This is a genomic window from Streptomyces sp. NPDC020965 (assembly GCF_044333555.1).
In the GTDB taxonomy this organism is placed as follows: domain Bacteria; phylum Actinomycetota; class Actinomycetes; order Streptomycetales; family Streptomycetaceae; genus Streptomyces.
Genome location: NZ_JBIRRE010000003.1, coordinates 282,683 through 308,555 on the forward strand (window position 1 = coordinate 282,683; position 25,873 = coordinate 308,555).

The 25,873-nt window shown below is 70.1% G+C and carries 24 protein-coding genes; 18 read left to right on the forward strand and 6 right to left on the reverse strand.

Features of this window, described 5'->3' with window-relative positions; genetic code table 11:
• Positions 1-203: 203 nt before the first annotated feature.
• From ACH4S7_RS11745 to ACH4S7_RS11800, 12 genes are all read left to right on the forward strand, one after another.
• Positions 204-1,841, forward strand: coding sequence for a DEAD/DEAH box helicase (locus ACH4S7_RS11745; RefSeq protein ID WP_398520965.1), 1,638 nt, complete (start codon positions 204-206; stop codon positions 1,839-1,841).
• A 288-nt stretch (positions 1,842-2,129) separates the two neighbouring features.
• Positions 2,130-2,438: an SCO5918 family protein gene (locus tag ACH4S7_RS11750; protein WP_398520966.1), complete on the forward strand. Its 309-nt coding sequence runs from the start codon at positions 2,130-2,132 to the stop codon at positions 2,436-2,438.
• 703 nt (positions 2,439-3,141) lie between these two features.
• Positions 3,142-3,504 carry a MerR family transcriptional regulator gene (locus ACH4S7_RS11755; protein ID WP_398520967.1) on the forward strand — a complete coding sequence of 121 codons (363 nt, stop codon included), beginning with the start codon at positions 3,142-3,144 and terminating at the stop codon, positions 3,502-3,504.
• A gap of 269 nt (positions 3,505-3,773) precedes the next feature.
• On the forward strand, positions 3,774-5,306 hold the full coding sequence (locus ACH4S7_RS11760) for an amidohydrolase (protein WP_398520968.1): 1,533 nt from the start codon (positions 3,774-3,776) through the stop codon (positions 5,304-5,306).
• A 36-nt stretch (positions 5,307-5,342) separates the two neighbouring features.
• Complete coding sequence (locus ACH4S7_RS11765) at positions 5,343-6,431, forward strand: DUF5937 family protein (protein WP_398520969.1); 1,089 nt, start codon at positions 5,343-5,345, stop codon at positions 6,429-6,431.
• 200 nt (positions 6,432-6,631) lie between these two features.
• Positions 6,632-7,366 (forward strand): DJ-1/PfpI family protein, encoded by a 735-nt coding sequence (locus ACH4S7_RS11770; protein ID WP_398520970.1) that lies wholly within the window; start codon positions 6,632-6,634, stop codon positions 7,364-7,366.
• Positions 7,367-7,632: 266 nt separating this feature from the next.
• On the forward strand, positions 7,633-8,790 hold the full coding sequence (locus ACH4S7_RS11775; protein WP_398520971.1) for a serine hydrolase domain-containing protein: 1,158 nt from the start codon (positions 7,633-7,635) through the stop codon (positions 8,788-8,790).
• Positions 8,791-8,932: 142 nt separating this feature from the next.
• A complete protein-coding gene (locus tag ACH4S7_RS11780) occupies positions 8,933-9,568 on the forward strand; it encodes an HAD family hydrolase (protein ID WP_398520972.1) in 636 nt (211 codons plus the stop codon).
• Positions 9,569-9,704: 136 nt separating this feature from the next.
• Positions 9,705-10,406: a Crp/Fnr family transcriptional regulator gene (locus ACH4S7_RS11785; protein ID WP_398520973.1), complete on the forward strand. Its 702-nt coding sequence runs from the start codon at positions 9,705-9,707 to the stop codon at positions 10,404-10,406.
• A gap of 217 nt (positions 10,407-10,623) precedes the next feature.
• Positions 10,624-11,637, forward strand: coding sequence for a hypothetical protein (locus ACH4S7_RS11790; RefSeq protein ID WP_398520974.1), 1,014 nt, complete (start codon positions 10,624-10,626; stop codon positions 11,635-11,637).
• Positions 11,637-13,937, forward strand: a complete 2,301-nt coding sequence (locus ACH4S7_RS11795) for a hypothetical protein (RefSeq protein WP_398520975.1) — start codon at positions 11,637-11,639, stop codon at positions 13,935-13,937. Before ACH4S7_RS11790 ends, ACH4S7_RS11795 begins: the two co-directional genes overlap by 1 nt.
• Positions 13,934-14,923 carry a hypothetical protein gene (locus ACH4S7_RS11800; RefSeq protein WP_398520976.1) on the forward strand — a complete coding sequence of 330 codons (990 nt, stop codon included), beginning with the start codon at positions 13,934-13,936 and terminating at the stop codon, positions 14,921-14,923. The genes ACH4S7_RS11795 and ACH4S7_RS11800 overlap by 4 nt, the downstream gene beginning before the upstream one ends.
• 177 nt (positions 14,924-15,100) lie before the next feature.
• Here ACH4S7_RS11800 and ACH4S7_RS11805 read toward each other — a convergent pair whose 3' ends face one another.
• From ACH4S7_RS11805 to ACH4S7_RS11820, 4 genes are all read right to left on the reverse strand, one after another.
• Positions 15,101-15,682, reverse strand: coding sequence for a restriction endonuclease (locus ACH4S7_RS11805; RefSeq protein WP_398521358.1), 582 nt, complete (start codon positions 15,680-15,682; stop codon positions 15,101-15,103).
• Between the two features lie 333 nt (positions 15,683-16,015).
• Positions 16,016-17,476 carry an IS21-like element helper ATPase IstB gene (istB, locus tag ACH4S7_RS11810; RefSeq protein WP_398520977.1) on the reverse strand — a complete coding sequence of 487 codons (1,461 nt, stop codon included), beginning with the start codon at positions 17,474-17,476 and terminating at the stop codon, positions 16,016-16,018.
• A 262-nt stretch (positions 17,477-17,738) separates the two neighbouring features.
• Entirely contained in the window at positions 17,739-17,927 is a 189-nt protein-coding gene (locus ACH4S7_RS11815) for a hypothetical protein (protein ID WP_398520978.1), read from the reverse strand.
• A gap of 191 nt (positions 17,928-18,118) precedes the next feature.
• Positions 18,119-19,468: a tetratricopeptide repeat protein gene (locus ACH4S7_RS11820; protein ID WP_398520979.1), complete on the reverse strand. Its 1,350-nt coding sequence runs from the start codon at positions 19,466-19,468 to the stop codon at positions 18,119-18,121.
• A 141-nt stretch (positions 19,469-19,609) separates the two neighbouring features.
• Between ACH4S7_RS11820 and ACH4S7_RS11825 the strand changes: the two genes are divergently transcribed.
• The 3 genes from ACH4S7_RS11825 (at position 19,610) to ACH4S7_RS11835 (ending at position 21,422) form a co-directional block, all read left to right on the forward strand.
• The gene (locus ACH4S7_RS11825) at positions 19,610-19,843 is read left to right on the forward strand and encodes a hypothetical protein (protein WP_398520980.1); all 234 of its coding nucleotides are present in this window, start codon (positions 19,610-19,612) and stop codon (positions 19,841-19,843) included.
• On the forward strand, positions 19,840-20,229 hold the full coding sequence (locus ACH4S7_RS11830) for a hypothetical protein (RefSeq protein ID WP_398519435.1): 390 nt from the start codon (positions 19,840-19,842) through the stop codon (positions 20,227-20,229). The genes ACH4S7_RS11825 and ACH4S7_RS11830 overlap by 4 nt, the downstream gene beginning before the upstream one ends.
• Before the next feature lie 866 nt (positions 20,230-21,095).
• Positions 21,096-21,422, forward strand: coding sequence for a hypothetical protein (locus ACH4S7_RS11835; protein ID WP_398520981.1), 327 nt, complete (start codon positions 21,096-21,098; stop codon positions 21,420-21,422).
• Between the two features lie 130 nt (positions 21,423-21,552).
• Here ACH4S7_RS11835 and ACH4S7_RS11840 read toward each other — a convergent pair whose 3' ends face one another.
• A complete protein-coding gene (locus ACH4S7_RS11840; RefSeq protein WP_398520982.1) occupies positions 21,553-22,701 on the reverse strand; it encodes a hypothetical protein in 1,149 nt (382 codons plus the stop codon).
• 335 nt (positions 22,702-23,036) lie between these two features.
• Entirely contained in the window at positions 23,037-23,201 is a 165-nt protein-coding gene (locus ACH4S7_RS11845) for a hypothetical protein (RefSeq protein ID WP_398520983.1), read from the reverse strand.
• A 404-nt stretch (positions 23,202-23,605) separates the two neighbouring features.
• Here ACH4S7_RS11845 and ACH4S7_RS11850 point away from each other — a divergent pair, with 404 nt between their 5' ends.
• From ACH4S7_RS11850 to ACH4S7_RS11860, 3 genes are all read left to right on the forward strand, one after another.
• On the forward strand, positions 23,606-24,589 hold the full coding sequence (locus tag ACH4S7_RS11850) for an alpha/beta fold hydrolase (protein WP_398520984.1): 984 nt from the start codon (positions 23,606-23,608) through the stop codon (positions 24,587-24,589).
• Between the two features lie 113 nt (positions 24,590-24,702).
• Positions 24,703-25,302 (forward strand): hypothetical protein, encoded by a 600-nt coding sequence (locus ACH4S7_RS11855; protein WP_398520985.1) that lies wholly within the window; start codon positions 24,703-24,705, stop codon positions 25,300-25,302.
• Between the two features lie 43 nt (positions 25,303-25,345).
• The gene (locus ACH4S7_RS11860; protein WP_398520986.1) at positions 25,346-25,783 is read left to right on the forward strand and encodes an SHOCT domain-containing protein; all 438 of its coding nucleotides are present in this window, start codon (positions 25,346-25,348) and stop codon (positions 25,781-25,783) included.
• Positions 25,784-25,873 lie beyond the last annotated feature (90 nt).

Genomic DNA, 25,873 nt, shown 5'->3' on the forward strand with positions numbered 1-25,873 from the left:
CGTTTCAGCGCCTCGTCCCATGAAGCACACGACGTCCACGACGTACATGACTCACATGACGATCACGCGGACCCTGATGGCCATGAAGCTCTCACCACTGGCCGGATTCGCTTTCGCGTTCAGCTCGGCTCGTTCTTGCGATTCTCTGCGCTGCGCCTTTCCGCGGGAATTCCTTGATGCGTGCCGTATCGAGGAAGGTTCTGATGAACCGCACACGTACGAACGACCGCTTTGCCCGCACCCGCACCCGTATCGGAACCTCCGGCTCCGGCTATGGCTCCGGATCGGGCTCCGGCTCCGGCTATGGATCGGGCTCTGGATCAGGAAAGAGCGGCAACCGCTCTGGCGCGCCGCGCCGTTCGGGTGGGTACGGACGCCGACCCAGCGCCCCGCAGGGTGAGTTCGCCCTGCCGGTGACGCTCACTCCCGGACTCCCCGCCGTCGAGACGTTCGCCGAACTCGACATGCCCAAGCACCTGCTGGCCGCGCTGTCCGCGGAAGGTGTGAGCGTTCCGTTTCCCATCCAGGCGGCTACCCTGCCGAACTCCCTCGCGGGCCGTGACGTCCTCGGCCGGGGGCGCACCGGATCCGGCAAGACCCTCGCCTTCGGTCTCGCGCTGCTCGCCCGCACGGCCGGCCGCCGTGCCGAGTCGCGACAGCCGCTGGCGCTGGTCCTCGTACCCACTCGCGAGCTGGCCCAGCAGGTCACCGACGCGCTCACCCCGTACGCCCGCTCCATGCGGCTGCGGCTCGCCACCGTCGTCGGCGGGATGCCGATCGGCAGGCAGGCCGGGGCGCTGCGCACCGGGGTGGAGGTCGTCGTGGCGACTCCCGGACGGCTGAAGGACCTCATCGACCGCGGCGACTGCCGTCTGGACGAGGTCGGCATCACCGTGCTGGACGAGGCCGACCAGATGGCCGACATGGGCTTCATGCCGCAGGTCACCGCACTGCTCGACCAGGTCTCCCCCGGCGGTCAGCGGATGCTGTTCTCCGCCACCCTGGACCGTAACGTCGACCTCCTGGTCCGTCGCTATCTGGTCGACCCGGTGGTCCACTCCGTCGATCCCGCCGCGGGCGCGGTCACGACGATGGAGCACCACATACTGCAGGTGCACAGCGCGGACAAGCACCGGACGACGACGGAGATCGCGGCTCGCGAGGGCCGGGTGATCATGTTCCTGGACACCAAGCACGCCGTCGACCAGCTCACCACCCACCTGTTGAGCAGTGGCGTACGAGCTGCCGCGCTGCACGGCGGGAAGTCGCAGCCCCAGCGCACCCGGACCCTGTCCCACTTCAAGACCGGTCATGTGAACGTGCTGGTGGCGACCAATGTCGCGGCGCGCGGCATCCACGTCGACAACCTCGACCTGGTCGTGAACGTCGACCCGCCGAGCGACCACAAGGACTATCTGCACCGCGGCGGCCGTACGGCCCGTGCCGGCGAGTCCGGCAGCGTGGTCACTCTGGTCACGCCCCCGCAGCGGCGTGACATGGCGCGTCTCATGTCGGACGCCGGGATCCGCCCGCAGACCACTCAGGTCCGCGCCGGCGAGGAGGAGCTGAGCCGGATCACCGGCGCGCGGACTCCGTCGGGCGTGCCGGTCGTCATCACGGCACCGGTCAGCGAGCGCACCACCCGACGCGACGGTGGCGGCTCCCGTACCCGGCGCGGTCGCCGTCCCGGCCAGGGCCGACCCGCGCAGGGTCGGTCGGCTCAGGACCGACCGGCTTCCGGCCGACCCGCCCAGCAGGACCGCGCCGGCCAGCAGGACCGCGGCGGGCAGGCGGGGCGGCGTACGGGCCGGCCCGAGTCCACCGCCGACTCGGCGGCCTAAGGTCTCCCTTAAGACCTGCCGGGTCTTCCAGGGCTTCCAGGGCTTCCAGATCTGGCAGACATGGCAGACCCAGAACAGCCCCACCCTCAAAGACATGTCGGCGAAAACCGACTTTTGACCGCCCCCGTGAACACGACGGCCGAAGTGGAGCGCATGATGCGACAGCAACGGTTCGGGACCGCGCCCGTCATCGGCGAGCATGGTCACACACTGGGCGTTCTCGCTCTCTCCCGCTGACCAGGCCACTCCGGTCAGCTCGTCCCTTCCTCTCTCTCCCTGTGAGGCATCATGCGCGTTGTTATCGCCCGCTTCCCGTTCGACCTGACCAAGAGCGGCGTGCTGGAGTCGATGAAGGGCGTCAAGCCCGAGCCGATCACGGGTGACTCGGTGGTCATCGGCCGTCGCCACTACCCCGTCAAGCAGGTGGGTGAGGTCGTCACCCGGCAGGACCGACGCGATTTCTCCGCCGCCGAGGTCACCCGGGCCATGAGCGCCCTCGGCTTCACCTGCCGCAGCCTGCCCCAGGACGCGCCCGAACCCGCCCGTACGCCGCTCCAGACGGCTTCGGCGATGCTCGGCACTCCCGTCTCCGCCTGACCTCACGGGAGCGGACAACCGACACATCGGTAGACAGATGAGGGCCCGACCGGCAGTTGCCGGTCGGGCCCTCATCCATATACCGGGGCCGTACGGGTGACCCGGGAGTCAGGCCGTAGGGGTGTGTGCGGCCCGGCTGCGCGCACCACCGATTTTCTCTTCGTCCAGCGCAGCAAAATCTCACCTCGCCACGGTAGACATTGGCCGATCCTGTGGCTAGGGTTTCTCTCGTAGACAGAGACGACCAAGGGCCCGGCAGACATGAACTGGCGGGCAGTGGTGGATTGAAGTACGCAGGTCAGTGCGGCTGTGGAGTTCCGAAGCCAGGTAGTTCGCAAACGGTGACGGGACTGGCAACCGCACTGGGCGGCCCATGGTTCAGGGGCCACCGACAGCATGACCCGCAGTCCATGTGGTCCGGTTCGGTACCGGATCGCTCCCGAGGAAGAACGGAGGAAGCAGACGCCATCAGGATCGACCCGGGTGGGCAGGATCCGTGCCCGGGTATCGCACGGCCCCGAAACGGAAGGTGGTCCCCGGTCCCGCAGCAGCGAACCCGCACTCCCGCCCTTCTCCCCGGGCGGCGTAGCGGAAACAGACGGTCGGCGCGGCAGTAGAGCCGACGGATGGTGTTGAATTTCCTTCGGGGCCCTGGTGCCGTACGGCACCGGGGCCCCTCGACGCGTTGCACAACGAGGTGAGAATGACAGCAGATACTCCGCTCGGTGGTCGCCTGGACGACGACGACTACCCCGCGTACACCATGGGACGAGCCGCCGAGATGCTCGGCACCACTCCCGGCTTCCTCCGAGCCATCGGGGAGGCCCGCCTCATCACGCCGCTCCGCTCGGAGGGTGGGCACCGCCGGTACTCCCGCTATCAACTGCGGATCGCTGCCCGCGCCCGTGAGCTGGTCGACCAGGGCACTCCGGTCGAGGCCGCCTGCCGCATCGTCATCCTTGAGGACCAGCTCGAAGACGCCCAGCGCATCAACGCCGAGTACCGGCGCGCCGCGCAGGAATCCGCGAACGAAACCGCGAACGAAACCGCCGACGGGCCGCGCTGAACCGGCCGGGTGAGCTGAGCTGGATGGGCTGAGTGAACCGGCCGGGTGAGCTGAACCAACTGGGTCGCGTGTTCGGGCGGCCGGGTGGAGTGCTCGGGCGGCCGGGGCCTGGCGTGGGGCGCATTCGGGGCGGCCGGCTCCGGTCGCCGCCTCCGAGCGCCGGCTGACGGGCGAGGACCGGTCCCCTCGGAGCCGGGGGTTACCTGGGGCGCGGTAACCCAGGACCGGAGCGCCAATGGTGGGCGCAGGCTCAGCTCATGGATCGTCCCATGAGCGGAGTTCGCATGTCCGAGAACACCAACGCCCAGGCCAACGCCGAGACCAACGCCCAGGCCAACGCCGAGACCGACGCCCAGGCCAACGCCCAGGTCGGCGCCAACATCGAGGGGGACACCGGCGCCGACGAGCACGGCCACGAACCCGGCAGCGACAGCGCCGGCGCCGGCGCCGGCGACCATGCGGCCACCACACAGGCCCTCACCGCCGAAGTCGCCGCGCTGTACCCCCGCATGGAAGCGGTGAGCCGCGCCATTCACGGCCGTCCCGAGTTGAAGTTCGCCGAGTACCACGCCAGTCAGGTGGTCACCCGCTGGCTGGCGGAGGCGGGATTCGAGATCACCGCCCCGGTGGGGGGTGTGGACACCGCCTTCGTGGCGACGCACCAGGGCAGCACCCCCGACCCGTACATCACCGTGATCGTGGAGTATGACGCGCTGCCCGGCGTCGGGCACGGCTGCGGGCACAACCTCATCGCGGCCGGGGGTGCCGCCGCCGCCATCGCGGTGGTGCGGGCACAGCCCGGGCACACGGGCACCGTCGCCGTCATCGGCACCCCGGGGGAGGAGATGGGCGGCGCGGGCAAGGTGCGGCTCGCCCATGCCGGGGTGTTCGACGGGGTCGACGCGGCGGTGATGTTTCATCCCGCCGACCGTTCGATGACCACCCAGCACGCGCTGGCCGCCGCGCATCTGCGGGTCTGTTTCACCGGTGTGAGCGCGCACGCGGCGAAGTCCCCGTGGGAGGGGCGCAGCGCGCTGGCCGCCGCGCAGTTGTTCCTCGGCGCGCTCGACACGATGCGCCAGTTCATGCCGCCGACCGCCCGGGTGCACGGCATCGTGACGGACGGCGGGCAGGCGCCGAACGTGGTCCCGGCCCGAGCCGTGGTGGATCTCTATGTACGGGACAGCACCGTCGCGTCCACGGAGGCCCTCGTCGCACGCGTCCGCAAGGCCGCCGATGGCGCCGCGCTCGCCACCGAGACCGACGCGGAGCTGTCCGAAACCGGACCCATGTACGCGGAACGCCGCAACAACACGGTGCTCGCTGAACGGTTCGGGGACACCGTCCGCGCGCTGGGTGTCGCCATCGGCCCCGGCGACGCGGACTCCCCGGCCGGCTCATCCGATATCGGCAACCTCTCGCAGCTCATGCCCGTCATCCACCCGTACGTCCAGACCGCCGACTTCGGAACGCCGAGCCACTCCGACGCCATGCGCGAGGCATCGGTGACCTCCCTCGCCCATGACCGCACCGGGATCGCCGCCGTCGGGCTGGCGCGGGTGGTCTCCGACCTGCTGGCGGATTCGGGGTTCCTGGCGGCGGCGCGGGCCGAGTTCGCGGCGGGGTCCGGGTCCGGGTCCATGACGGGGGCCGGGTCCGGGTCCGTGACGGAGACCGGATCTGCGACGGAGGCCGGGTCCGTGACGGGGGCGGAAGCCGGAAGTAGGGGAGTTGGTACGGGTACGGGTAAGGGGACGGAGGCGGGGGCGGACCGTGGGCGCGGGCGCGGGAGCCGGAAGTAGCGGGGTCGGTACGGGAACCCCCCGTACACTCCCGCCATGTCGGTAGTGATCGTCCTGGAAGGGGCCGTACCCGGCCGCTTCCCGGTCGTCGTATCGCCCCTCGCCGAGCTGGCCGCCTGCCTGCACGTGCTGACCGAGCACGCGCACCACGCGGACCGCGCACCCTGGGCCGAGGAGGTCATCCGTACCGCACCGCCCGCCTTCCGGGCCGGACTCCGACGGTTCGCGCCGCTGTGGACGGCGCTGCGCTGGCGTGGCTTCTACACCGGGCTCGAAGGAACGGGCGGCGGCGGTACGGCTCCGGCGCCGACACTGACCCGGCTGCCGCTGGACCAGTTCGCCGAACTGACCGCGTACTCCTGCGCCAGTGGCTACCACGGCTTCACCTTCGACCGCCTGCGGCACGAGCCCGACCAGGCCGCCGCGCTGCGCCATGCCGCATCCGGGCTGCCGGAGCCACATCTCGGCCTCGCCGAGGACCTCCTGCGTGATCCGGAGGCGCTGCGCGCGGACGTCCTCGGGTTTCTGGATCTCTGCCGGCCGGTGTTCTTCGGCGCGCTGTGGGCCGAGACCGAGCCCTTCCTCACCCGGGCCGCGCACCGGGTGCGGCAGCGGCTCGCGGACGACGGGCCGGCCGCTGCGCTGCTCTCGCTCAGTCCGTCCAGCGCCCGGCTCGCCGAGTCCGGGGGCGGGCCGCTGCGGGTCATCTTCGACAAGGTGCATCACGCCGTAATCACGCCACTCCGTACGCCGGTCCTGCTCATCCCCACCCGGTTCGGCGCCCCGCATCTGGTCGTGAAGAACGAACCCGGCCTGCCCGCCGTCGTGCACTTCCCGGTCGACACCCGGGTGGTGGGCGTCACCCTGGCCCGCCGCCGGATGCTCGCGCTGACCGATCCACGGCGGGTACGGCTCTGCCGGCTGATCGCCCGCCAGTCGATGACCACCGCGGATCTGGCGGACCGACTGTCGATGACCCGGCCGCAGGTCTCGCGCCATCTGCGGACGCTCCGCGATCTGGGGCTCGTCCGGGTGGAACGCCACGGCCGCTATGTGCACTACGGGCTCGATCTCGCCGCCGTCGAGGACATCGGGCGGGACGTCGCCACGGCGTTGCAGTTCTGAGCGCGGACGGAGACGGTGCCCCCGCAGCTCCTGACCAGCTCGCCGACCCTCGGGAACGGCCCCCAGCTCCTGAACAGCTCACCGCCGCTCGCGCACAAGCGCATATCCCGGGCTCGCGGGGAACTTTCCGGTCCCGTACCGCGACCAACTCTCCACAGCGGGACGGGAGATGCCCGTACCGGCCGATGGAGGTCTTCACCGTGGCACCGATCAATCGCAGAGACGCGTTGTTGACCGCGGCCGGCGCCGGAGCGGCGCTGTCCATGGGCGCGGCGACCGCCGCCAGCGCCGCCGAATCCGCCGCACCGGGCCGGAGCGCAGTCCGCCCCCTGCGGGTCCAGATCGTCGCGTTCGACGGAGTGGAGGAACTCGACCTCTTCGGACCGCTGGAGGTCTTCGCGGGCGCCGCCGCCATGGGGCATCCCGTCACCGTCGAGCTGGTGACCAGCGGGCGCCCCGGCCGGGTCACGGGGAGCTTCGGCACGGAGTGGGAAGTGCCCGGAGCCTGGCGACCGCAGGCGGCCGATGTGCTGGTGGTGCCCGGTGGCGGTTTCCGGCGACGGGACGGCGCCGGGATCTGGGCGGAGATCAAGAAGGGCGTCCTGCCACGCGCGCTGCGGCGCGCCGCCCGGCCGTCGCTGACCCTGATGGGCGTCTGTACGGGAGTGATCGTGCTGCACGAGGCGGGTCTGATCGGCAGTCGGCCCTGCACGACACACCAGGGCGCGCGGCAGTACCTGCGGGACCAGGGGGCCGATGTGCGGAACGTCCGAACGGTGGACGACGGCGATCTGGTGTGCGCGGGCGGCGTCAGCTCGGGCATCGACGGATCGTTGTGGCTGCTCGAACGGGAACTCGGATCGAAGGCGGCGACGGATGTGGAGTACCTGCTGGAGTTCGAGCGCCGGGGGACGGTACTGCGGACGGGAGACTGACCGGACCCCGGGGACGGCGGGGCGAGGGGTACGGGCGGGCAAGGCGTACGGGTCCGGGAATCACCTGCGGCGACGAGAATCACGTACGGCCATGAGAACCACGTACCGCATGGAGAATCGCGTTCGGGTCTGAGACCCACTCACCGGGCCGCCATACGTGCACGATTGGCCCGTACGGGGTCGATGGCCGCGCGCCCGGGTGGGTCGGCGCCGGAAATCCCGGGTGGGATTCCACCCGGTGGCCGCGGACGGGAGAAGGTGGCTGGATGACCGATCTGCACAGCATCCTCCAGGCCCACATCGGCGACGGCACGGTGCCCGGAGCCGTCGCCCTGATCTCCCGCGGAGACCGGCCCGTCGTCGATGTGCGGTTCACCGGGTCCGCCGATGTCGAAGGCGCCACCCCGATGGCCCGGGACTCGATCTTCCGTATCGCCTCGATCACCAAACCCCTCACCGCTGCGGCCGTGCTGCTGCTGGCCGACGACGGCCTGATCACCCTGGACGACCCGGTCGAACGATGGCTGCCGGAACTGGCGTCCCCGGTCGTGCTGCGCACACCGGCCGGGCCGGTGGACGCCGTGGTCCCGGCCGCCCGGTCGATCACCGTGCTCGATCTGCTCACCTCCCGGGCCGGCTACGGCTTCCCGTCCGACTTCTCGCTACCCGTAGTGGGCCTGCTCTTCAGCGAGTTGAAGCAGGGGCCGCCGCAGCCGTCGGAGGTCCCGGAACCGGACGCCTGGATGGCGGCGCTCTCCCGTATTCCGCTGCTGCACCAGCCGGGCGAGGCGTGGCTCTACAACACCTGCTCCGACATCCAGGGCGTACTGGTCGCCCGGGTCACCGGGCGCCCGTTGCCCGAGTTCATGGCCGAGCGGCTGTTCGAGCCGCTCGGCATGGTCGACACGGGGTTCTCGGTCCCCGCCGACAAGCTCGACCGTTTCACCGGCTACTACCGGGCCGCCCCGGCCGGAGGGTTCGACCTGGTCGACGCCCCCGACGGGCAGTGGAGCGAACCGCCCGCATTCCCGTCCGGCGCCGGTGGGCTGGTCTCGACCGCCGACGACTGGCACGCCTTCGCCCGGATGCTGCTGGCCGGGGGGACCACCGCCGACGGGCGGCGGCTGCTGTCATCCGCGTCGGTACGGCGGATGACCACCGATCGGCTGACGCCGGCCCAGCGCGAGGCGGCGGCGCTGTTCCTGGAGGGCCAGGGCTGGGGGTTCGGCGGCTCCGTCGACGTCACGGCCCTCGATCCCTGGCACGTACCCGGGCGTTACGGCTGGGTCGGCGGTACGGGGACCGCCGCGCACCTCGACCCGTCGAGCGGCAGGGTCGCCATCCTGCTCACCCAGCGCGAGTTGACCGGGCCGACACCGACCGATCTCATGCGGGACTTCTGGCGGTACGCCGCCGACGCCTGACACCCCCGCCGGTCGTATGCGAGATGATCGGCGCGGACCACGCCATCGTCCAGCGCGAGTTCGGACCGCCGCTTCAGACCGCCGCTTCAGACCGCTGTTCAGACCGCTGTTCAGACCGCTGCTTCAGGAGTGACATCCCGCGATGAGTTTCCGCCACCCCGTGATCGCCTTCGATCTCGACGGAACCCTGCTCCGCAACACCTCCGGCTCCCTCCTCCTCGCCCACGCCATGGGGCACCTCACCGCCGTCGAGGAACTCGAACGCCTCTACGCCGAGTACGGGATCGACCATCACGAGTACTCGACCAGGGAGGCCCCCCTCTTCGCCGGCACCACCACCGGGCAGATACGGGACCATCTGCGGGACGCACCCTGGATAGGCGGGCTTGAGGAGACCTTCACCGAACTGGCCGACGCGGGCTGCACCCTACTGCTAGCTACCCTGGCCTGGGAGTTCGTCTCCGAGGCGATCGAACACCGGCCGTGGTTCGCCGCGGTATCGGGCGTCGGGATGGAGATCAACGACGGAGTGCTGTCCGGCCGGGTCTCCCGACACATGTCCGAGGACGGCAAGGTCACCTTCGTCGACGGCTGGTGCCGGGCGAACGGCGTCGCGCTCGCCGATGTGGCGGCGGTCGGCGACTCCCGTTCCGATGTGTCGCTGTTCCGCGCGGCGGGCACCACCATCGCCCTGAACGCCACACCGGACGCCCGCGCGGTGGCGGACCATGTGGTCGACACCGACGACCTGCGGGACATCCTGCCGCTACTGCGTTAGCCGATCCCCGACAGCCGGCCGACCAGTCGGAACGACTCTCTCGGAATGGCTCTCTCGGAATGGCCGAGAAGGCTCAATCTATGGCTAAAGATCCCAATCCGCTGTGGTGTGCAAGGCGGCTTCCTAGGGTCGACCCATGACCGAACTCTCATACCCCCCAGGGGAGTCAGACGGTTCGACTCCGCAGACGTTGCGCGATCTGGCCGGCGAAGAGGTCTGGGGCAGGCTGATCGCACAGGCACACACCCAGTGGCACCCGCCCGGGAGGACGCTGCTGCACCAGGGCGAGGCCGGCACCCATGTCCTGGCGGTGCTCAGCGGCCGGCTCAAAGTCGTTCGGACGGAGCGGAACGGGAAACTCTCCCTGCTGGCCTTCCGAGGACCGGGGGAACTCCTGGGGGAGATGGCCGTGCAGACCGGTGGCGGACGGCTGGCGAGCGTGGCGACGCTCTCCCGCTGCCGGGTCGCGGTCACGGGCAAGGCGGATTTCGAGCGGTTCATCGACGACAACAACCTCGGACCGGTGTTGGCCCGCTACGCGATCACGCGGGTGCACGAGTCGACCAGGGCCATCGCGGGCGGCGACCCGCTGCTCAGGCTGGCGGCGACCCTGGTGCGGATCGCCGACACCTCCGACTGGCCCGCCCCCTGCGCCGAACTCTCCCCGGACCTCACGCTGACGCGGGAGGAACTGGCCCAGCATTTGGGGATCTCCCGGAACACGGTGACCGATCTACTGGGGGACCTGCGGTCCTGCGGTGTGGTCACTCGGCGAGGTCACATCGTGATCAGCGACCTGACCGCCCTGCGCCGTACCGCCGCCGAGCTCGACGGCTGAACACACACGCGCACCTCCCTGGGACGGCCCACGGCCCGCAGCCCACGCCTACATCCCGACTGGACGATGTGACGCCGGTCACGGGCCATCCGCACCGCGGGTGCGGAGCGGGGCGGCGGCCTCCGCGAGTCTCGAAGTGCACGGCGCGGACGAACCGTCCCGCCGATGCCCCCCGGCCGGCCTTCGGCCCGGTGCCCCGTCCCGCGGAGGAATCCTCATGTCCGAACGTCACCCCTCGCTGCCCGCGACCAGCGCCGCCCCCCACACCCGGAGCCGGCTCCTCCCCCCGTACCGAGGCGTCCTGGCCGTCGACGCCAAGGACTTCACGGGGTACCCGGCCATCGAGCACGGTCATATCAGCCGCACCATTCCCCAGCTCCTCCACTCGTCGTTCGACCGCGCCGGGCTCACCGAGGTCTGGACGGAGCGGAGGTTCCCCAACGCCACCGGCGACGGCTATGTGTTCGGCTTCGACCCCGCCCACATGCCGTTCGTCATCCACCCCTGGCTCGGCACCCTCCAGGAGGTACTGACCGAGTTCAATGTGCACTCGGTGGGAGCGGTTCGGATCCGTCTCCGGGTCAGTCTGCACATCGGGCCGCTGCCCGACGACGGTGGGGAGTACGACGGCAACGGCACCCCGCGCAACGACACTCATCGGCTGCTCGACTCACGTCCCGTGAAGGCCATGCTCGCCGCCTCCAGCGAGAACATCACCCAGGTCGCCGCCATCCTCTCCGACCGCTGCTACCAGGACGCGGTGGCCAGCGGCTACACGGGGCGGCATCTCGACCACTTCATGGAAGTACCGGCGACCGTGGAGGGCAAGCGGTTCGAGCAGCGGGCCTGGCTCTACGTGCCCGCGCCCTCCGGGGCCCTTCACGACCGCCGAATCCTGGGTGACCGGGTGATCGAGGACAAGAAGGACCGGGAGGACCGGGAGGACCGGGAGAACCGGGGCGATCGGGAGAACCGGGGCGACCGGAAGAGGAAGCCCCGGAAGACCGCCGCCGACGGCGGCCCCCGGAAGACCGCTGCCGGCCGGGTCTCCATCAGGGCCGACCGCGGAAATGTGAACCAGGGGACCGTGCACGGTGGCCAGAGTGTGCACAACACCCACACCAGTGGCACGCACATCGCCGGGGACCACATCGGCGGCAGCAAGGCGGGCACGGTCCACGGGGATCAGGGCGGCGACACGGTCCACGGCGACAAGAACGTGGGCTACTGATGTCCGGCGAGCACGAACCTCCGGAGCCGGGTGGCCCCAGCGTGCCCCCGTCGGACACGGTTCCGACCGGTGCGGCGCCGCCTGCGGACGCCGATCCGCCGCACGAGGAGCACGAGGAGCCCGGGGAGCACGAGGACGAGGACCCGTACGACGAGCTGGGCCACCCGGACCCGTACGGCTTCGTCCGTGGACTGAGGGATGTCGTTTCCGGCGCCGGAGGCGGATACTCCCCCATCATCTACGCACCGGGGAGCAACGTCGCGGCAGCCGTGACCGGTGGCCAGCGGGTGGCGAACGAAGGCCGCCCGACCGGACCCGGTGACCGCCTGGTGGAGGCCCACGAAGGGCCCATCTCCACGGCCGAGATCCAGGACGCGCGGCGGGGATTCGCCGAACCCTCCTGGTTCGCCGCCGCGCTCACCACCCTGGACAGCCGAGTCCTCTTCCTCACCGGCGAACCGGGAACCGGCCGCCGCACCGCGGCCCTGAACCTGCTGCACCGCCACAGCGGCGACAGCACGGCACTGCGGGCGGTCGACAGTGAGATGGACTTCGCCTCCTGGCGCCCCACCCACCCCGATGCCCGCGGTTACCTCGTGGACGGCCTGCTGCCCACCCACCCGTGGAAGGCGGCGATGCTGGGCAATCTGCGTCGCCGGCTGATTGACGCCAACGCCCGCATGGTGATCGTGCTGCCGGATGATCCGGGCCTCGTCCGGGATCTCCAGCGGGATCTCCACGTCACTCCCCTGCACTGTCAGCCGCCCCCGCCGCGTGCCGTCTTCGCAGCCCGCCTCGAAGCAGCGGTACCGGACCGGGTGGAGCGCGGCCGGCTGCTGGACGCACTGGAACCCGGACTGCTGGACGAACTGCTCGTCCCCGAACTCGTACCCGCCCAGGTCGCCGAGTTGGTCGCCGCGCTGACCAGCCCCCGCGACGCCGACGACACCGGTCCCGGCGACATCCGGGACCGGCTGAGCTTCCTCGCGGAGGAGGAGGTGCCGGACCTGATCAGGGAACTCAGCGATGACGCGGACGGTCTCGCCTTCCTCCTCTCGACCTGCGTCTTCGAAGGTCTCGACCACCGGATCGTGCGGGAGGAGGCGGACCGGCTCCTCACGGTCGCGGACGGGCGCCTCCACTCCGTACTCCCCGCGACCGACGCGTCCGACGACGGCGGGGGCCACGGGGAACGAGGGCGGCGGGCGGAGTCACGGCCCAATCCCCGGTTCGTCTTCCGCAAGTCGCTGGAGGAACTGCTGCGGACCGTACGGGCGCGCCGAGCGCCCAGCGAGGTCCTGCGGGGCTACGGATTCAGCTACGCGGTGGAGCCGGTGCGTTTCACCCGGCACCGGCAGGCGGAGACCGTGCTGCGGCATGTGTGGCGGGAGTACGGCCAACTGTCCGCGGTACTGACCAGTTGGCTGGACGACGTCAAGGACCGCCGGGACATGACCCAGCCCGTCGGGCGGGTCATGGGTATGGCCGCGGCCTGGGGTGGCGGGCGCACGGCACTCCGACACATCCGCGAACTCGCGAAATCCGAACGGGAATGCAGCCGCGCCATGGCCGCCCACGCGTTCGGCGTCGCCGCAGCGGACCCGACACTCGCCACCGAGGTCAAGTACCGGCTCACCCAGTGGAGCACCACACAGAGTTGGCAACTGCGCTCGACCGTCGCGTACACCTGCGGCACCGAGTTCGGGATCTCCCGGCCGGATCTCGCCATGCGCCTGTTGCGCCGACTGCCCGGCGGCCCCCGGAACGAGCGGGACGACCACGAGACCCGTGTCGACCTCGCCGTACGGACCGCGCTGTGGGCGCTCTTCGCCGCTGGCAATCAGCATCTGGTCCTCGGCCAGTTGGCCGCCTGGACCGACCAGGAGGGCAGCGCCGCCGAACTGGCGCTCAGGGCGTTCCCCCCGCTCCTGCACGAGGCAGCGTGGTTCCAGGCGGAGCTGCTCGACGAGGGCGACTTCGCGCAGACGATCATCGAACTGATCCGTCGGGCGCTGAACACCGACGAGACCTTCGAGCGGACGTCCCACCGGCTCGTCGACTGGTGCCGTACGGCCGTGTGGAGCGACGGGCAACAGGCGGCGGTGGAGCTGCTGCTCACCGTGCTCGCGAGGGAGATGCGGCTCGGGGAGCTACGCCTCTTCGTGGAGATCGACCGGCACGAGGACGCCGAGCTGGCCGGGCGGGGCATCGTCCGCGACGCCCTGGAGGAATGGCGCGCCGACCTGGACCCGCCCCGCACCCCGCGGGGCGGCCCCTACGCGCAGGGGAGCACCTCATGACGTACGAGACCGACGATCGCGTCTACGTCCGGGCCGGCCACGCACCGTGGCGGGAGATCCTGCGCCAGCGCTGGACCGGGCGGCTGGACCGGGCGCTGGTGCTGAGGGACCGGCACGGGGAGTACCGCCTACTCGGCCGCGGGCGCCGTGACGCCGTCGCCGATCCGTCCCCCCATGAACCCGTTACGGGCACGTCCCGGCCGGGATGGGCCCCCTCTCCCGGACGGCTGCGCGGCTACGAATGCGCCTTCCATGTGCGTCTCGGCGAGGAGACCGCGACGCGCAGGATCACCCTCCCGACCGCGCACGGCTCCGAGGCCGTGGACGCACGAGTGCTGTGGTGGGTCCACGATCCGGTGCAGGTCGTCCGCGCGGGGGTCACCGACGGCTGGAACATGGTGTGCCGGAGCCTGGGCCATCACCTGCGGCGGCTGGAGGGCGTCCATGCCGGGGAGGGCCGTGGTTTCGGTGCGGCCGACATCCAGTACTACCTGTCCGCACCGCAGTACCTGAACGACTCGGGTCTCTCGTACCGCATCACCGGTGTGCACGCGCGGGAGGCGGAGGACGAGCTGCGGCTGGGGCAGTCCGGTGAGGTCGGCCTGCCGTACTCCTGGTCGGCCAACCGCCGTGAGGAGTACGAGTTCTGCGCGCAGGCGGTCCGCGGCGGACCGGTGTGGCTGGCGGCGCTCTGGTTGCACCGGCATCCGGATCAGGTGCAGGAGGTCCTGGACTGGTCCGTCAGCAACCGGGAACTCCTCAAGGGCGTCGGGAGCTGGGAGGACGAGGTGGCCGGACTGCTCGGGAAGTTGACCGCGCAGGAACAGACGGAGCTGTCCGAACTCCTGCGGGACCGACTGGCGCGGCTGGGGCGGCCCGTCCCCGCGAGGGATGAGGCAGCACCCGAGCGGAGTGCCGTCCGCCCCGAGGCCGGCCCGACGATCAATGGCTGGACGGGCCCGCAGGTGTCGAACCGGCCGGCGTGAGCCCCGGCGCGGCTCACCGGACCGGCTCAGTCGCTCAGCCCGGGTGACCGGCCGCGGCGGCGGGCTCACCGGGCTCGGCCAACCGGCTCGGCCCCGGCTCGGCCAACCGGCTCGGCCCCCTGGCTCGGCCAACCGGCTCGGCCCGGGTGACCCGGGCACCGCGGCGGGAGGGTGGGCTCACCCGCCGTAGGTCCGCTTCCACCGTCTGCGGTGCCTCCGGTCCCCCTGCCCCGACCCGTTGAGCGGCAGCAGTGCCGTCAGTGGGGTGCCGGTGTTCCACTGGCCGAGCAGGTCGCGGTGGATGGCGAGGATGCCGTGCGTCACCGCGAGGTCCAGCGCCGCCCGGCTGAAGGGGCAGGTCGCGACGTAGACCGCCGCGTCCGCCCCGTGGTGCAGGAAGGCGGTGCCGACGAACTTCTGCATATCACCGCTGGGGACGTACCGGTGGGGGGCGTAGTGCTTGCACTGCACCACGAGCCGGCGCCCGTCCGGGAGGAAGCCGACGACATCCGCGCCCAGATCGCCGGATTTCCCGCTGACCTCGACCTCGGTGCAGCCGTCGCGGCGGCAGAGCGCCGCGACGTACTCCTCGAACTGCTGCCAGGTCAGGGCGTCCACCTCGGTCAGCGAGCGCAGACCGGTGAGCGACCGGTCCCGTTCGCGCCGGGCGCGGTCGCCCGCTCGGTGGAGCCGGTCGGTGCGCCAGAGCCACCAGAGGGTGGCGACGATGACCGCGACCAGGACGTACGGCCAGACCACTCGCCACGAGACCGCGAGGACGAGCAGCGCCAGGGCACCGGTGCCGTACGCGTTCTTCCGTCGCGCGCGCCCACGGCCACGGGCCGGGGACCGACCGGCCGCCGTGGGCCGCCGACGCGCCGTGGAGGATCGTCGGGCGGTGGGGCGGCGGCCGGCGCCCGTGGGTCTGCGGCCTCCTCCGGTGGGCCCCCGTCCGCTTCTGGTGACTCGCTTCGCCATCGCTCACGCCCCCCTCCCTGATGAGTGTGGAGAGTTCGATGCCCCGGCGGAAGACCGTCTCGGCGGCGCCCGGGGCGGAGGAGGTGGGCGCGTGGCAGCGGCTGGACGTGGCGGTCAGTGGATGTCGGTGGCGGTTGCGGGCACCCGGTCCAGGTCACGGCCGCGTAGCCGGTAGCTGCTGCCCGTGAGCGTGAGGACCTCCGCGTGGTGGACAAGGCGGTCGATCAACGCGGAGACGACCGGAGTATCGCCGAAGACCTCGTTCCAGCGGCTCAACGGCTTGTCGCCGGTGACCATGATCGAGGCCCGCTCGTAGCGGTGGGAGACGAAGCGGAAGAGCAGGTCCGCCGCCTCACGGTCGAGGTCGACGTAGCCGATCTCGTCCACGATCACCAGGTCGTAACGGTCCAGTTGGGCCAGCTCCTCCTTCAGCCGGCCGGCCGACCGCGCGTCGGAGAGCAGGGTCAGCCACTCGGCGGCGGTGGCGAACCGCACCTGGTGTCCGGCCTGGCAGGCCCGGATGCCCAGAGCGACGGCCAGATGTGTCTTACCGGTGCCGGGCGGACCGAGGAGGACCGCGTTCCCGTGGTCGGGTACGAAGTCGGCCTTGCCCAGTCGGGCCACGGTCTCCCAGTCGAGCGAGCGCTGGTGTTCGCGGTCGAACTCCTCCAGCGACTTACGGGCGGGGAATCCGGCGGCGCGGATACGGGTCTCGGAGCCGCGCGGATCGCCCGACTCGCGGACGGGGCCGGTGTTCTGGGCGGGGATGAGGTCACGCGGTACTGGGGCACCGGTGGTGCCGGTGCCGGTCCCGGTGATGGTGCTGGTGCTGGTGCCATGGCCGGTGGTGCTATGGCCGGTGGCCGGCTGGCCCATCTCCGGTTCCGCTCGCCGTTCCGCTCGCGGCTCGGTCTCCGGCTCAGTCTCCTGATCGGTCTCCGGCCCGGTCTCGGAGAGGGGCGGGCGGGCAGCGGACCTGCCGCGGCGGCCGACACCGTGGCCCACGCCGTGCGACTCCATCGGACCCGACATATACGCCAGGATCGCGGCCGAGACGATGAACGCCATATGGATCACGGTCCCCCAGAGCAGCGAGTGGTGGGAGGTGTGGTCGACGTCCACGAACATCTGGAGGAGGTGGACCGAGGAGATCCCCACGATCGCCGTGGCGAGCTTCACCTTGAGCACGTTGGAGTTGACGTGCGAGAGCCACTCGGGCTGATCGCGGTGGTTCTGGAGGCCGATGCGGGAGACGAACGTCTCGTACCCCCCGACGATCACCATGATCAACAGGTTTGCGATCATCACCACGTCGACGAGCTTGAGTACCGCCAGCATGACGTGGGTCTCGTTCACATTGCCGCCGACGACGTGCAGCACCAGTCGGCACAACTCATTGAAGAACTTGTAGACATACACGCCCTGGGCGGCCACCAGGCCGAAATACAGGGGTGCTTGGAGCCATCGGGTGGCGAACAGCGCGTATCCCAGGGACGATACGGCATAGCTTCTGAAGTCCTGCTTGGTCGGCTTGGGCAGTTCGTGGCCGAGCAAGGGCATCTCCAACGGTGTCATGGGGCAGACGGGCCCGGCCCGAGTACACGCCCTCAACGACACAGGGGAAACGGCGTCACGAATGCGTCCCCGCCGCGCACCGGTGGCACTCGGGCGAGTGAGCAACTGTCGTATCAACACAGTCGGATACACCGGATACGGGGCAGGGTCGCGCCCCGCCGCCGCCCACGATCGCGGTGATACGGGAGGGTCGCGCCCCCACGCCGTCCACGACAGCGCTGGTACGGGAGAGTGCGCCCCCGGCCACCCCGCCGCTGCCCGCCTACCGCGCCCGGTTCTCGTGGGTCCGGTTCGCGCGGGTCCGCCACAGCCCCGTACCCGCGATCAGCAGGATGACCGCGGATACGACCCGGAGGCCGATGTCCGCTGCTCCGCCGACGTCGGCGAAAGTGCTGGCGTAGACATTCGTGGCGATGCCGATGGCGAACAGCAGCCAGAGGGCGGACCTCATGGGGATCTCCTGGATTCCGGTGGGCGGGGTGTCGCGGTGACGGACACCAGCCTGCCTGGTCCACCGCCGCCGGGGACAGCGCGGTACCCCCCTGCTTGAGGGTGTAGGCCCCTACACCCTCCCCGCCAGGTCGCGGGCGGATCGAGGAGCCCGCACCGGCACCTGCATCCATGGCCCTACCGGTGGCCCCGCTAAACGGCGCGCGGCTGGACCGACGCGGGGGTGATCGTGCGGGCACGTTCGTAGAGGGCCTTGGCGGCCTGGTTACGGAGGTGCGGTCGGATGAGCCCGAACATGGTCCGGACGCGCTGATCCACTCGTCCGCTCTGGACGAAGGAGTAGTCATCCAGTGCACTGTTCCAGGTGGAGCAGGCTGCTTCGAGATGGCCGATGGCGAACTGCCGTTCCGCCAGCAGGGAGCGTTGGTTCACTCGGGTCCGCCGATATGCGGCAGAGCGCAGTGTGTCGGCTTGGCTCATCGCCTCCACCGCACCACGCATATCTCCTAACTCGAATCGCACTCGGCTCGTGTGATAGTGCAGCGACGACGGGTCGTAGGAACCGAATACCCTCTCCCTGGATTCGGCCTTGTCCATCGCGATTTCCGCGACCCGCAGGTGATCCAGGGCCGCCGCCCGCTCGCCAACCTGTGCGGCGGCATGCGCCTGCTGCCCGGCGAGAAATGCCTGCATCCGCGGGCCTGCCTGGGGCGCGGCGGCGGAGGCGGCGTCGGCCAGTCGCAGCGCCGCGCGGCCGTGCCCGAGATCGACCGCCTGAACACTCATTCCACGCAGCGTCGTGCAATAGGTGAGATGGTCCTCAGACGCTCCGGCGAGTTCCAGCGCCTTGAGGTAGTACCGCTGGGCGAGGCCGTGGAAGCCTTCATCCACGGCCATGTATCCGGTGAGATAGCAGAGATCCGACGCGGCCGACATCATCGCCTTGCGGACCGTGCTCACCGCATCAGCCCGAAGATACGGGGCGACGGCGTTGACCAGGAATGCGGCAGCCATCGGTCGTGCGTACCGCCCACCGAATTGGTCGTCCAGCTCCGAGATCCGCTCGGTCATGGCGACGACCATTCTCACTTCCGGCATTCCTATACGCGGAGTCACGCCGGACCGAACAGACTCCATCCTGCCCACCACATCCGCCCAGTTCGGCACTGTGAGCGCCACGGAGAAGAGGCTCGCGCCGAGAACGCCACGGCGGCCGGGGAGCATATCGTTGCTGCCCAGGTCGATGATCTCCTCCGCCGTGCCGAGATGGCTCTCCGGCCGGCAGAACGGTTGGGGTAATCCCGCCTCAGCGTAGGTAATGGTCCGCCCGAGCTTCCGCGACAGTGCCTCGATGAGCAGCGGCTGGTTCTCCTCCTTCGGAGGGTGGCCCCCGAGCCACTGGTGGGCCGACTGCTGTCGGTATTTCAGGGGCGTGCCTCGTTCTGTGCCGGCACGGTTCACCGCCTGTGCCAATTGCCGCAGATTCCAGCCGGTCTCCCGGTACAGACGGTGAAGACGGTGGTTCGGTTCACGCGCCGCCACTGACCTCAACTCCTACGGTTCGAACTCCGCTTGAGCCACTTGACCCTGACCCGTCCCGCCACGGTACCGCTCTGTGTAGCCGTGGCGTTGCCTAGAGCGAGGAAGGGCATGGCACCGAATGCGGCGAAGGGATGGCGGTAGATGACCGACCAGCAGAAGGCTTCTGGTCTCGTTGAGCATGCGACGGATTCGACCATTGCCATAACGCGCCGAGCGGTCTCTGACGGGTGCCTGCCGTGCCGACGGCTCCACGACAAGCTGGACGCGGCCACTCGCGTCAACGACGAGACGACCGCCGTCGACTGTCGCGTACTGCTGCGTCGACATCCCGCGCACGACGACCGGCCCGTCGCCGCGCCGGAGTCCGAGGCATGAACGGGCCCCGGATCTGCGGGGCCTTCGCGCAGGTCCCGTCCGGCCTGCACGGAGACATGCGGGCCATCGGGAACGGCGACCTCGCCGACGCCGTGAGCCATCTCCGGTGCAGGCTCGAAGCGCACCCGCCCGGCTTTCACTTCGATCTCGTCTGGCAGCTCGACGACGCCCGGCACGGCGAGATGTGGGCCATATGGATCGACGGCCACGACGCGGACGCCGTCTTCATCCGGCCCGACTGCCCCGGCCAGGGCGGTATGAGCGGCTACGGCGACGAGGCGTGCACCCTCTTCCACGGGCACCCCGGCAAATGCAGCTACGCCTTCGCCGACCCCCTCAGCGACGCACTCATCGCCGGCCTCCACCGCCGCGCACCCGGTTTCTAACGCCCCCGTACAGGAACGCCCCGCCAGGCCGCAGCAACGGCCTGGCGGGGCTCGCCGACACAGCTTGATCAGGAGCTGATCGACTTATGCGTCAGGCTATCCAGCGCGCCCTGCTCCGGGTGCTGGAACTCTTACTTCCGGCTCAGGGGCGGCACAGCGGCCGGTTCCCGCCCGTACCGCTCCCGGTCAATCCCTGGGCGCTGCCGTGGACCACCCCCACCCCGCAACACATCATCGACCGCCACACCCCGCTCCGGGGCGAGGACTGCGCCTTCATCCGCCCGTACGCCCCGCTGGACGACACCATCCGACTCCGCCCCGTACGGACAACACGACCAAGGCGCGTCCTCATCCAGGCACCAACCGGGCTGAACCTCCGCATCCCGCCCAGATTACCGACGGGCCTCGGCCGCGCCCGATAGCGGCGGCCACTCGGAAGAGTGGCGCCGGCCGCAACCGCAGTGCGCGCGGGCGCGCTTGGGCGACGATCCGTGGGAGGCGACTGCCACGGAGAGGGGCGGGGAGATGTGCGACGACGAGGGTGGGAACGAGTGGAGCGATGCCCGGTACGAGGACGCCGTTAGGTTCTTCGTGCACGAGGTGCAACAGACGGCCGGGCGGCGCGGGGCAGCGCCGTGCGCGGTGTGTCATGGGCTGCGTCTGGTGGTGATGGTGCATGACAGGACGGGGAAGCCGTTCAAGGTGCCGTGCTCCGGGTGCAACCCCGCTGGTATCTGAGCGGCGGAAACGTTACGAAGTGCGGTAACGGGTGCGGTGACGGTGTGGTCACGGGGTGTTGCAAGACCGCCACATCGGGCGAAGCCGTCGGGCAGGATGGAGCTCCGACTCCGGCGAAGGGGCGCGCTGTGGCTGACGACTCCCTGTTCAACACGAGCGGCATTCCGACCCATTTGACGATGACCCAGGTGAATCAGCCGAATTGCGTCGAGTGCGGGTCGCTCGCGACCTGGGTGCTCGACAGTACGGCTCCGTTCAGCGACCGGCCGATGAGAAGTCGGCACTGTGACGACTGCGGGCGGGTGACCGCCGCCTACTCCGAGACGGCGGAGGAGACCGGTGACGAGGAAGCTCCGCGCGGTTCGGCGGCGAGCGGGCGCCGGGGGGGCGCCAGGCCGTTCCTGCGGAGCGGGTCCGAGCTGCACGATATGCGGCGTAAGCGGCTGACCGAGTGATCCGGCCGCCCGCCGTCGAAGGTGAAGCTGAGGCTGGAGACAGGCGGACAGGCGAGGACGCGCGGAGGAGCCGGGCGGACGGCTGAGGAGGAGTCGGGGCAAGGGCTGGACTGCGACGGCACCGGGCCCGTCACCGGGACGAGCGCTTGGTGATCTTGCCCTTGGCGTCCGCCTCCAGGGACGCGGAGGCACCACCCTTGGTGACCGTCACATGCACGATCAGGGCCTCCGTCTTCTTGTGGTGCTTGAAGTTGATCTGCCAGAACGTGGGGTCCTTGATGCCCAACCCGGTGCGGGCCGCGCGCACCAGCCCCGGGAACCGCTCGTACGGCAGCGCCCGCATGTCGATCAGCGGATCAGCGCCCTTGTCCCGGGTGAATCCGCCCGTCACGGCCATGACCCGTTCCTCGATGCTGAGCTTCACGGCGCTGGAGGTGCCCATCCCCTTCATCAGGGCAGTGGCGGCGCGGCGCATCTCACCGTCGCGACGCATCGAGTCCGATGACGCAGTTCCGCTGGCCGTCATCGACGACGACAGCGTGGCCGTGGACGTGATGGTGCCGCTGGAACTGGAACTGGAACTGGAACTGGAACTGGTCGAGGTGCTCGGCTTGTCATCGGTGCGGCCGATGCCGTCGATGAACATGTCCGCCCGCATGAGCAGGACGACGGCCGCCGCGGCCCCGAGGAAGAACCCGATGAACCCGACGATGCCGCCACCCGAACTCGACGCCGGCTCGACCGCCTTGGTCGATTCGGGAGCGGAGTCGATCCGCTCCTCGGCCGCCCGCCGCGCCCACTCCGGCGTCGGCTCGGTGACGATCTGGACCTTCCACGGCCGCTCGGGGCTGTAGGTGACGACGACGATGCCGCGCGTCCGGTAGTCGCCGACATCGACCAGATTGATGTACTGACGGACACCGACCCGGTAGGCCCTGCCCTCGTCCGGCGCCACCGTCAGCTCGAACTGAACCGGAATATCGCCCGATTCGCTGCTGAGGGCACGCCGGCTCTCGATCAGCGCGAGGGCGGTTCGCTGCGGCTCGACCGCCCCCTTGGGCCGTCGGCACCCGATGACGACGAGGCTCACGACGGCGAACGCGGCCAGCCCGAGCGCGGTGAACAGCAACTGAAGGTGCTCATTGACCACCGAGACGACGAAAGAGACCAGCCCAGCGCCGAGAATGCCGAGGCTGAGGAACAGGCATATGAGGGCTACCGGTCCGGCCTGGGTCGTCTGCCGGACGGGAGCGGGCCCTCCGGTCTCGGTGATCGCCATGAGCCGGATTATGTCGCGCCCGGGTGGACGGCGGAAGACGCGGGGAACAAGACGTGAGACCGTGCGCCGGTTGGCACCGGTCGGGGTCGGGAGCGGGGACTCGGCGAGCCCGAACAGACGCCAACAGTGGTGCCGAGCAACGATGTTGAACTGCACGATGAAGTGGTGTCGGTACGGGACAACACCGTGCCCCCTGGCCCTTCGGGCGAAGGAACAGGGGGCACGGTACGCGCGGGATGTCGGGACATCCGGAGCGCGTGATCCGGATCTCCCGGGCGCCGGACGGGCCGGCGTCAGGTGCTCGGGGCTCAGGAGCTGGAGTGCTCCGACCGCCGTCAGACGCTCTGGCGCTCGCGCACGACCGCGACGGCCGTCACGATCGCGAGCACCGCCCACGCCCCCCATAACCAGAGCAGCGAACTGTTGTTGATGGTGACGGCGGTGATTCCGATGAGGGCGGAGCCCGTAGCGCCCAGCAGTGCCTTGGTGGATGTCCGCATGTGTCGTCTCCTTACGCGTACGAAGCGCACCAGCATGTGTCGGGGAGCAACGGTTCGAGCTTAGGGACCAGATGGTGGAACAAATCACTGTTTCCGCTGCTCGGAAGGCTCGTACTGGTGGCACGTCCGTACTACTGGCGTTCACGAATTCGATGTCGATCGCGACCGGTCCTCCGGCGCTCCCGCCATCCCGACCTACGCGTACCCCTCGATCGGGTTCACATACGGACGACATGAGGCGGGACGTCCGGTGTAACGCCGCGCCCGGTGCCATCACCCGGACGGTCCGGCCGTTCACCCGGACGATCCGGGCGTTCACCCGCGCGCGCTCCGGAGCGTGCGCGATCGGTCCGGCTCGAAAACGCTGAGGTCGACAGCCTCCCCACCGGAGAAAAGAGATCATCATGGCTGTGTCGCCCCCGTCCCACCGTCCGCTGAACCGCCGCCTCATATCCCGCACGAGCGCGCTCACCCTGGCCGTCGCCTCGACCGTGCTCTGTGCCGGACCCGCCGTCGCGAGTGACGCGGACACTGGTGGCGCCAAGCCGACAGTGGTGCTGGTGCACGGCGCGTTCGCGGACGCTTCCGGCTGGAACGGCGTGGTCGAACGCCTCCAGCACCAGGGCTACAAGGTCGTAGCGCCGCCGAACCCGCTTCGGGGCGTGCTCAGCGACTCGACGTACGTCGCCAGCATCCTCAAGAGCATCGACGGGCCGATCGTGCTCGCCGGGCACTCATACGGCGGCGCGGTCATCAGCCAGGCAGCGGCCGGGAACCCGAACGTCAAGGCGCTGGTCTACGTCTCGGCCTTCATGCCGGACGTGGGCGAGAACCCCGCCACGCTGTCCACGAAGTTCACGGGCAGCGACCTCGGGCCCGCGCTCCGACCGGTCCCGTACACGGACGGGACGACCAGCGGGACGGACCTGTACATCCAGAACGACAAGTTCCACGCCGTGTTCGCCGCCGACCTGCCCGAGTCGCAGACCCGGCTGATGGCGGTCGAGCAGCGGCCCGTCGCGCAGGCCGGGTTCGGGCAGAACGCGACCAAGGCGGCGTGGAAGACCATCCCGTCCTGGTTCATCGTCGCCAGGAACGACAAGGCCATCGCTCCCGATCTGGAGCGCTTCGAGGCCAAACGCGCCAAGTCGCACACGATCGAGATCGACTCCTCGCACGTCGCGATGATGTCCCATCCGGACATCGTCACCAAGCAGATCCGCGAGGCGGCCACCGCAACGGCCAGGTCCGGCGGATCGTCGGCACTGGCCGAGACCGGCACCCGCACCAAGGCCCTCGCGGGCCTCGGCGGACTGGCGGGAGTGGCACTCCTCGCGGGCACGGCGCTCGTCCTGAACGGCCGTAAGCGGCAGCAGGCCGAGGACTGATCCACCCCACGGTGTGGGTGCCCCCGGTCCTGCCGGGGGCACCCACACCTGTTTCCGCCTATTTCCACCTGTCTCCACCGGTGCACCCGTGCACCCGTGCACCCGTCCGGCCCATGCCGACATGCGACGGAGCGTGGTCCCTCCTTCACTGGAACGAGCAGCGGGCGACAGAGGAGGCGGACGCCATGGGCGGCCAGTGGAAACGCGGCATGGCCTACGGGGTGCTGGTGGCGGCCCTGGCCGGTGGTGCGGCCGGGTGCTCCGACGGCTCCGGCACGGCGTCGGACGTGGCATCGGACGTGGCGTCCAGAGCCGCTTCCGCGGCGGCATCCGTGGGCGGCCGGGTCACCGACGCGGCCTCCTCCGCGGCCTCGCGCGCGTCGTCCGCGGTGGCGTCGGCCACCGCCGCCGCCGAGCAGAAGCTGAACGGCGTCAAGGACGGTGTGAACGCCAAGGACGAGGTGAAGCTCAGCGCACCCACGACGGACGGCGGGCGCACCACGACCCGGATCACCGTGGACAACACCGCCGACGCGACGAAGTCATTCGCCGTGCAGGTCAACTTCACGGACGGCGGCGGGAATCTGCTGGACACGGTCGTGGTCACCGTCTCGGACGTGGCCGCAGGGAAGTCCGGAACCGCCACCGCACGTAGCAACCGGACGCTGTCCGGCGAGGTGAAGACGGAGATCGGAACCGCGCTGCGGTACTGAGCGCGTGAACCCCGGGCACGCCCCGGGTGATGGGAGCAGGACCGTGGACGACTACCCCCTCCTCAACCTCTTCTGGACCATGCTCTGGTTCTTCCTCTGGATCATGTGGCTCTTCCTGCTGTTCAAGGTCATCGGTGATCTGTTCCGCGATCACTCCCTCGGCGGCTGGGCCAAGGCGGGCTGGATGATCCTGGTCATCGTGCTGCCGTATCTGGGGGTGTTGATCTACATCATCGCCAGGGGCAAATCGATGGGGCGGCGCGAGGTCGCGGCGGCGCAGGAGCGCGAGGCGGCGTTCAAGTCGTACATCCGGGAGACAGCGGGGACGAGCGGAGCCGCCGATGCCGGTCGTGGCGGGGGCGGTGGTAGCGGCGCCGGTGGCAGCCATGTGGACGAGCTGGCCCGGCTGGCGGACCTGAAGGAACGGGGCGCGATCACCGACGACGAGTTCCAGAAGGCTAAGACCAAAATCCTTTCCTGACGCGATCTGTCCTCGGTGCGACGGGCGCTCAATGCGACCGGCTCTCAATGCGACCGGCTCTCAGCGCGACCGGCTCTCGGCACGACCGGG

What these genes read in the sequence shown, in the direction of transcription:
- ACH4S7_RS11840 (WP_398520982.1), bottom strand. Translation starts at nt 22,701, where the DNA reads ATGGCGATCACCGAGACCGGAGGGCCCGCTCCCGTCCGGCAGACGACC.
- ACH4S7_RS11850 (WP_398520984.1), top strand. Translation starts at nt 23,606, where the DNA reads ATGGCTGTGTCGCCCCCGTCCCACCGTCCGCTGAACCGCCGCCTCATA.
- ACH4S7_RS11745 (WP_398520965.1), top strand. Translation starts at nt 204, where the DNA reads ATGAACCGCACACGTACGAACGACCGCTTTGCCCGCACCCGCACCCGT.
- ACH4S7_RS11760 (WP_398520968.1), top strand. Translation starts at nt 3,774, where the DNA reads ATGAGCGGAGTTCGCATGTCCGAGAACACCAACGCCCAGGCCAACGCC.
- ACH4S7_RS11800 (WP_398520976.1), top strand. Translation starts at nt 13,934, where the DNA reads ATGACGTACGAGACCGACGATCGCGTCTACGTCCGGGCCGGCCACGCA.
- ACH4S7_RS11790 (WP_398520974.1), top strand. Translation starts at nt 10,624, where the DNA reads ATGTCCGAACGTCACCCCTCGCTGCCCGCGACCAGCGCCGCCCCCCAC.
- ACH4S7_RS11825 (WP_398520980.1), top strand. Translation starts at nt 19,610, where the DNA reads ATGACCGACCAGCAGAAGGCTTCTGGTCTCGTTGAGCATGCGACGGAT.
- ACH4S7_RS11765 (WP_398520969.1), top strand. Translation starts at nt 5,343, where the DNA reads ATGTCGGTAGTGATCGTCCTGGAAGGGGCCGTACCCGGCCGCTTCCCG.
- ACH4S7_RS11780 (WP_398520972.1), top strand. Translation starts at nt 8,933, where the DNA reads ATGAGTTTCCGCCACCCCGTGATCGCCTTCGATCTCGACGGAACCCTG.
- ACH4S7_RS11755 (WP_398520967.1), top strand. Translation starts at nt 3,142, where the DNA reads ATGACAGCAGATACTCCGCTCGGTGGTCGCCTGGACGACGACGACTAC.
- istB (WP_398520977.1), bottom strand. Translation starts at nt 17,476, where the DNA reads ATGACACCGTTGGAGATGCCCTTGCTCGGCCACGAACTGCCCAAGCCG.
- ACH4S7_RS11750 (WP_398520966.1), top strand. Translation starts at nt 2,130, where the DNA reads ATGCGCGTTGTTATCGCCCGCTTCCCGTTCGACCTGACCAAGAGCGGC.
- ACH4S7_RS11845 (WP_398520983.1), bottom strand. Translation starts at nt 23,201, where the DNA reads ATGCGGACATCCACCAAGGCACTGCTGGGCGCTACGGGCTCCGCCCTC.
- ACH4S7_RS11815 (WP_398520978.1), bottom strand. Translation starts at nt 17,927, where the DNA reads ATGAGGTCCGCCCTCTGGCTGCTGTTCGCCATCGGCATCGCCACGAAT.
- ACH4S7_RS11830 (WP_398519435.1), top strand. Translation starts at nt 19,840, where the DNA reads ATGAACGGGCCCCGGATCTGCGGGGCCTTCGCGCAGGTCCCGTCCGGC.
- ACH4S7_RS11855 (WP_398520985.1), top strand. Translation starts at nt 24,703, where the DNA reads ATGCCGACATGCGACGGAGCGTGGTCCCTCCTTCACTGGAACGAGCAG.
- ACH4S7_RS11775 (WP_398520971.1), top strand. Translation starts at nt 7,633, where the DNA reads ATGACCGATCTGCACAGCATCCTCCAGGCCCACATCGGCGACGGCACG.
- ACH4S7_RS11785 (WP_398520973.1), top strand. Translation starts at nt 9,705, where the DNA reads ATGACCGAACTCTCATACCCCCCAGGGGAGTCAGACGGTTCGACTCCG.
- ACH4S7_RS11795 (WP_398520975.1), top strand. Translation starts at nt 11,637, where the DNA reads ATGTCCGGCGAGCACGAACCTCCGGAGCCGGGTGGCCCCAGCGTGCCC.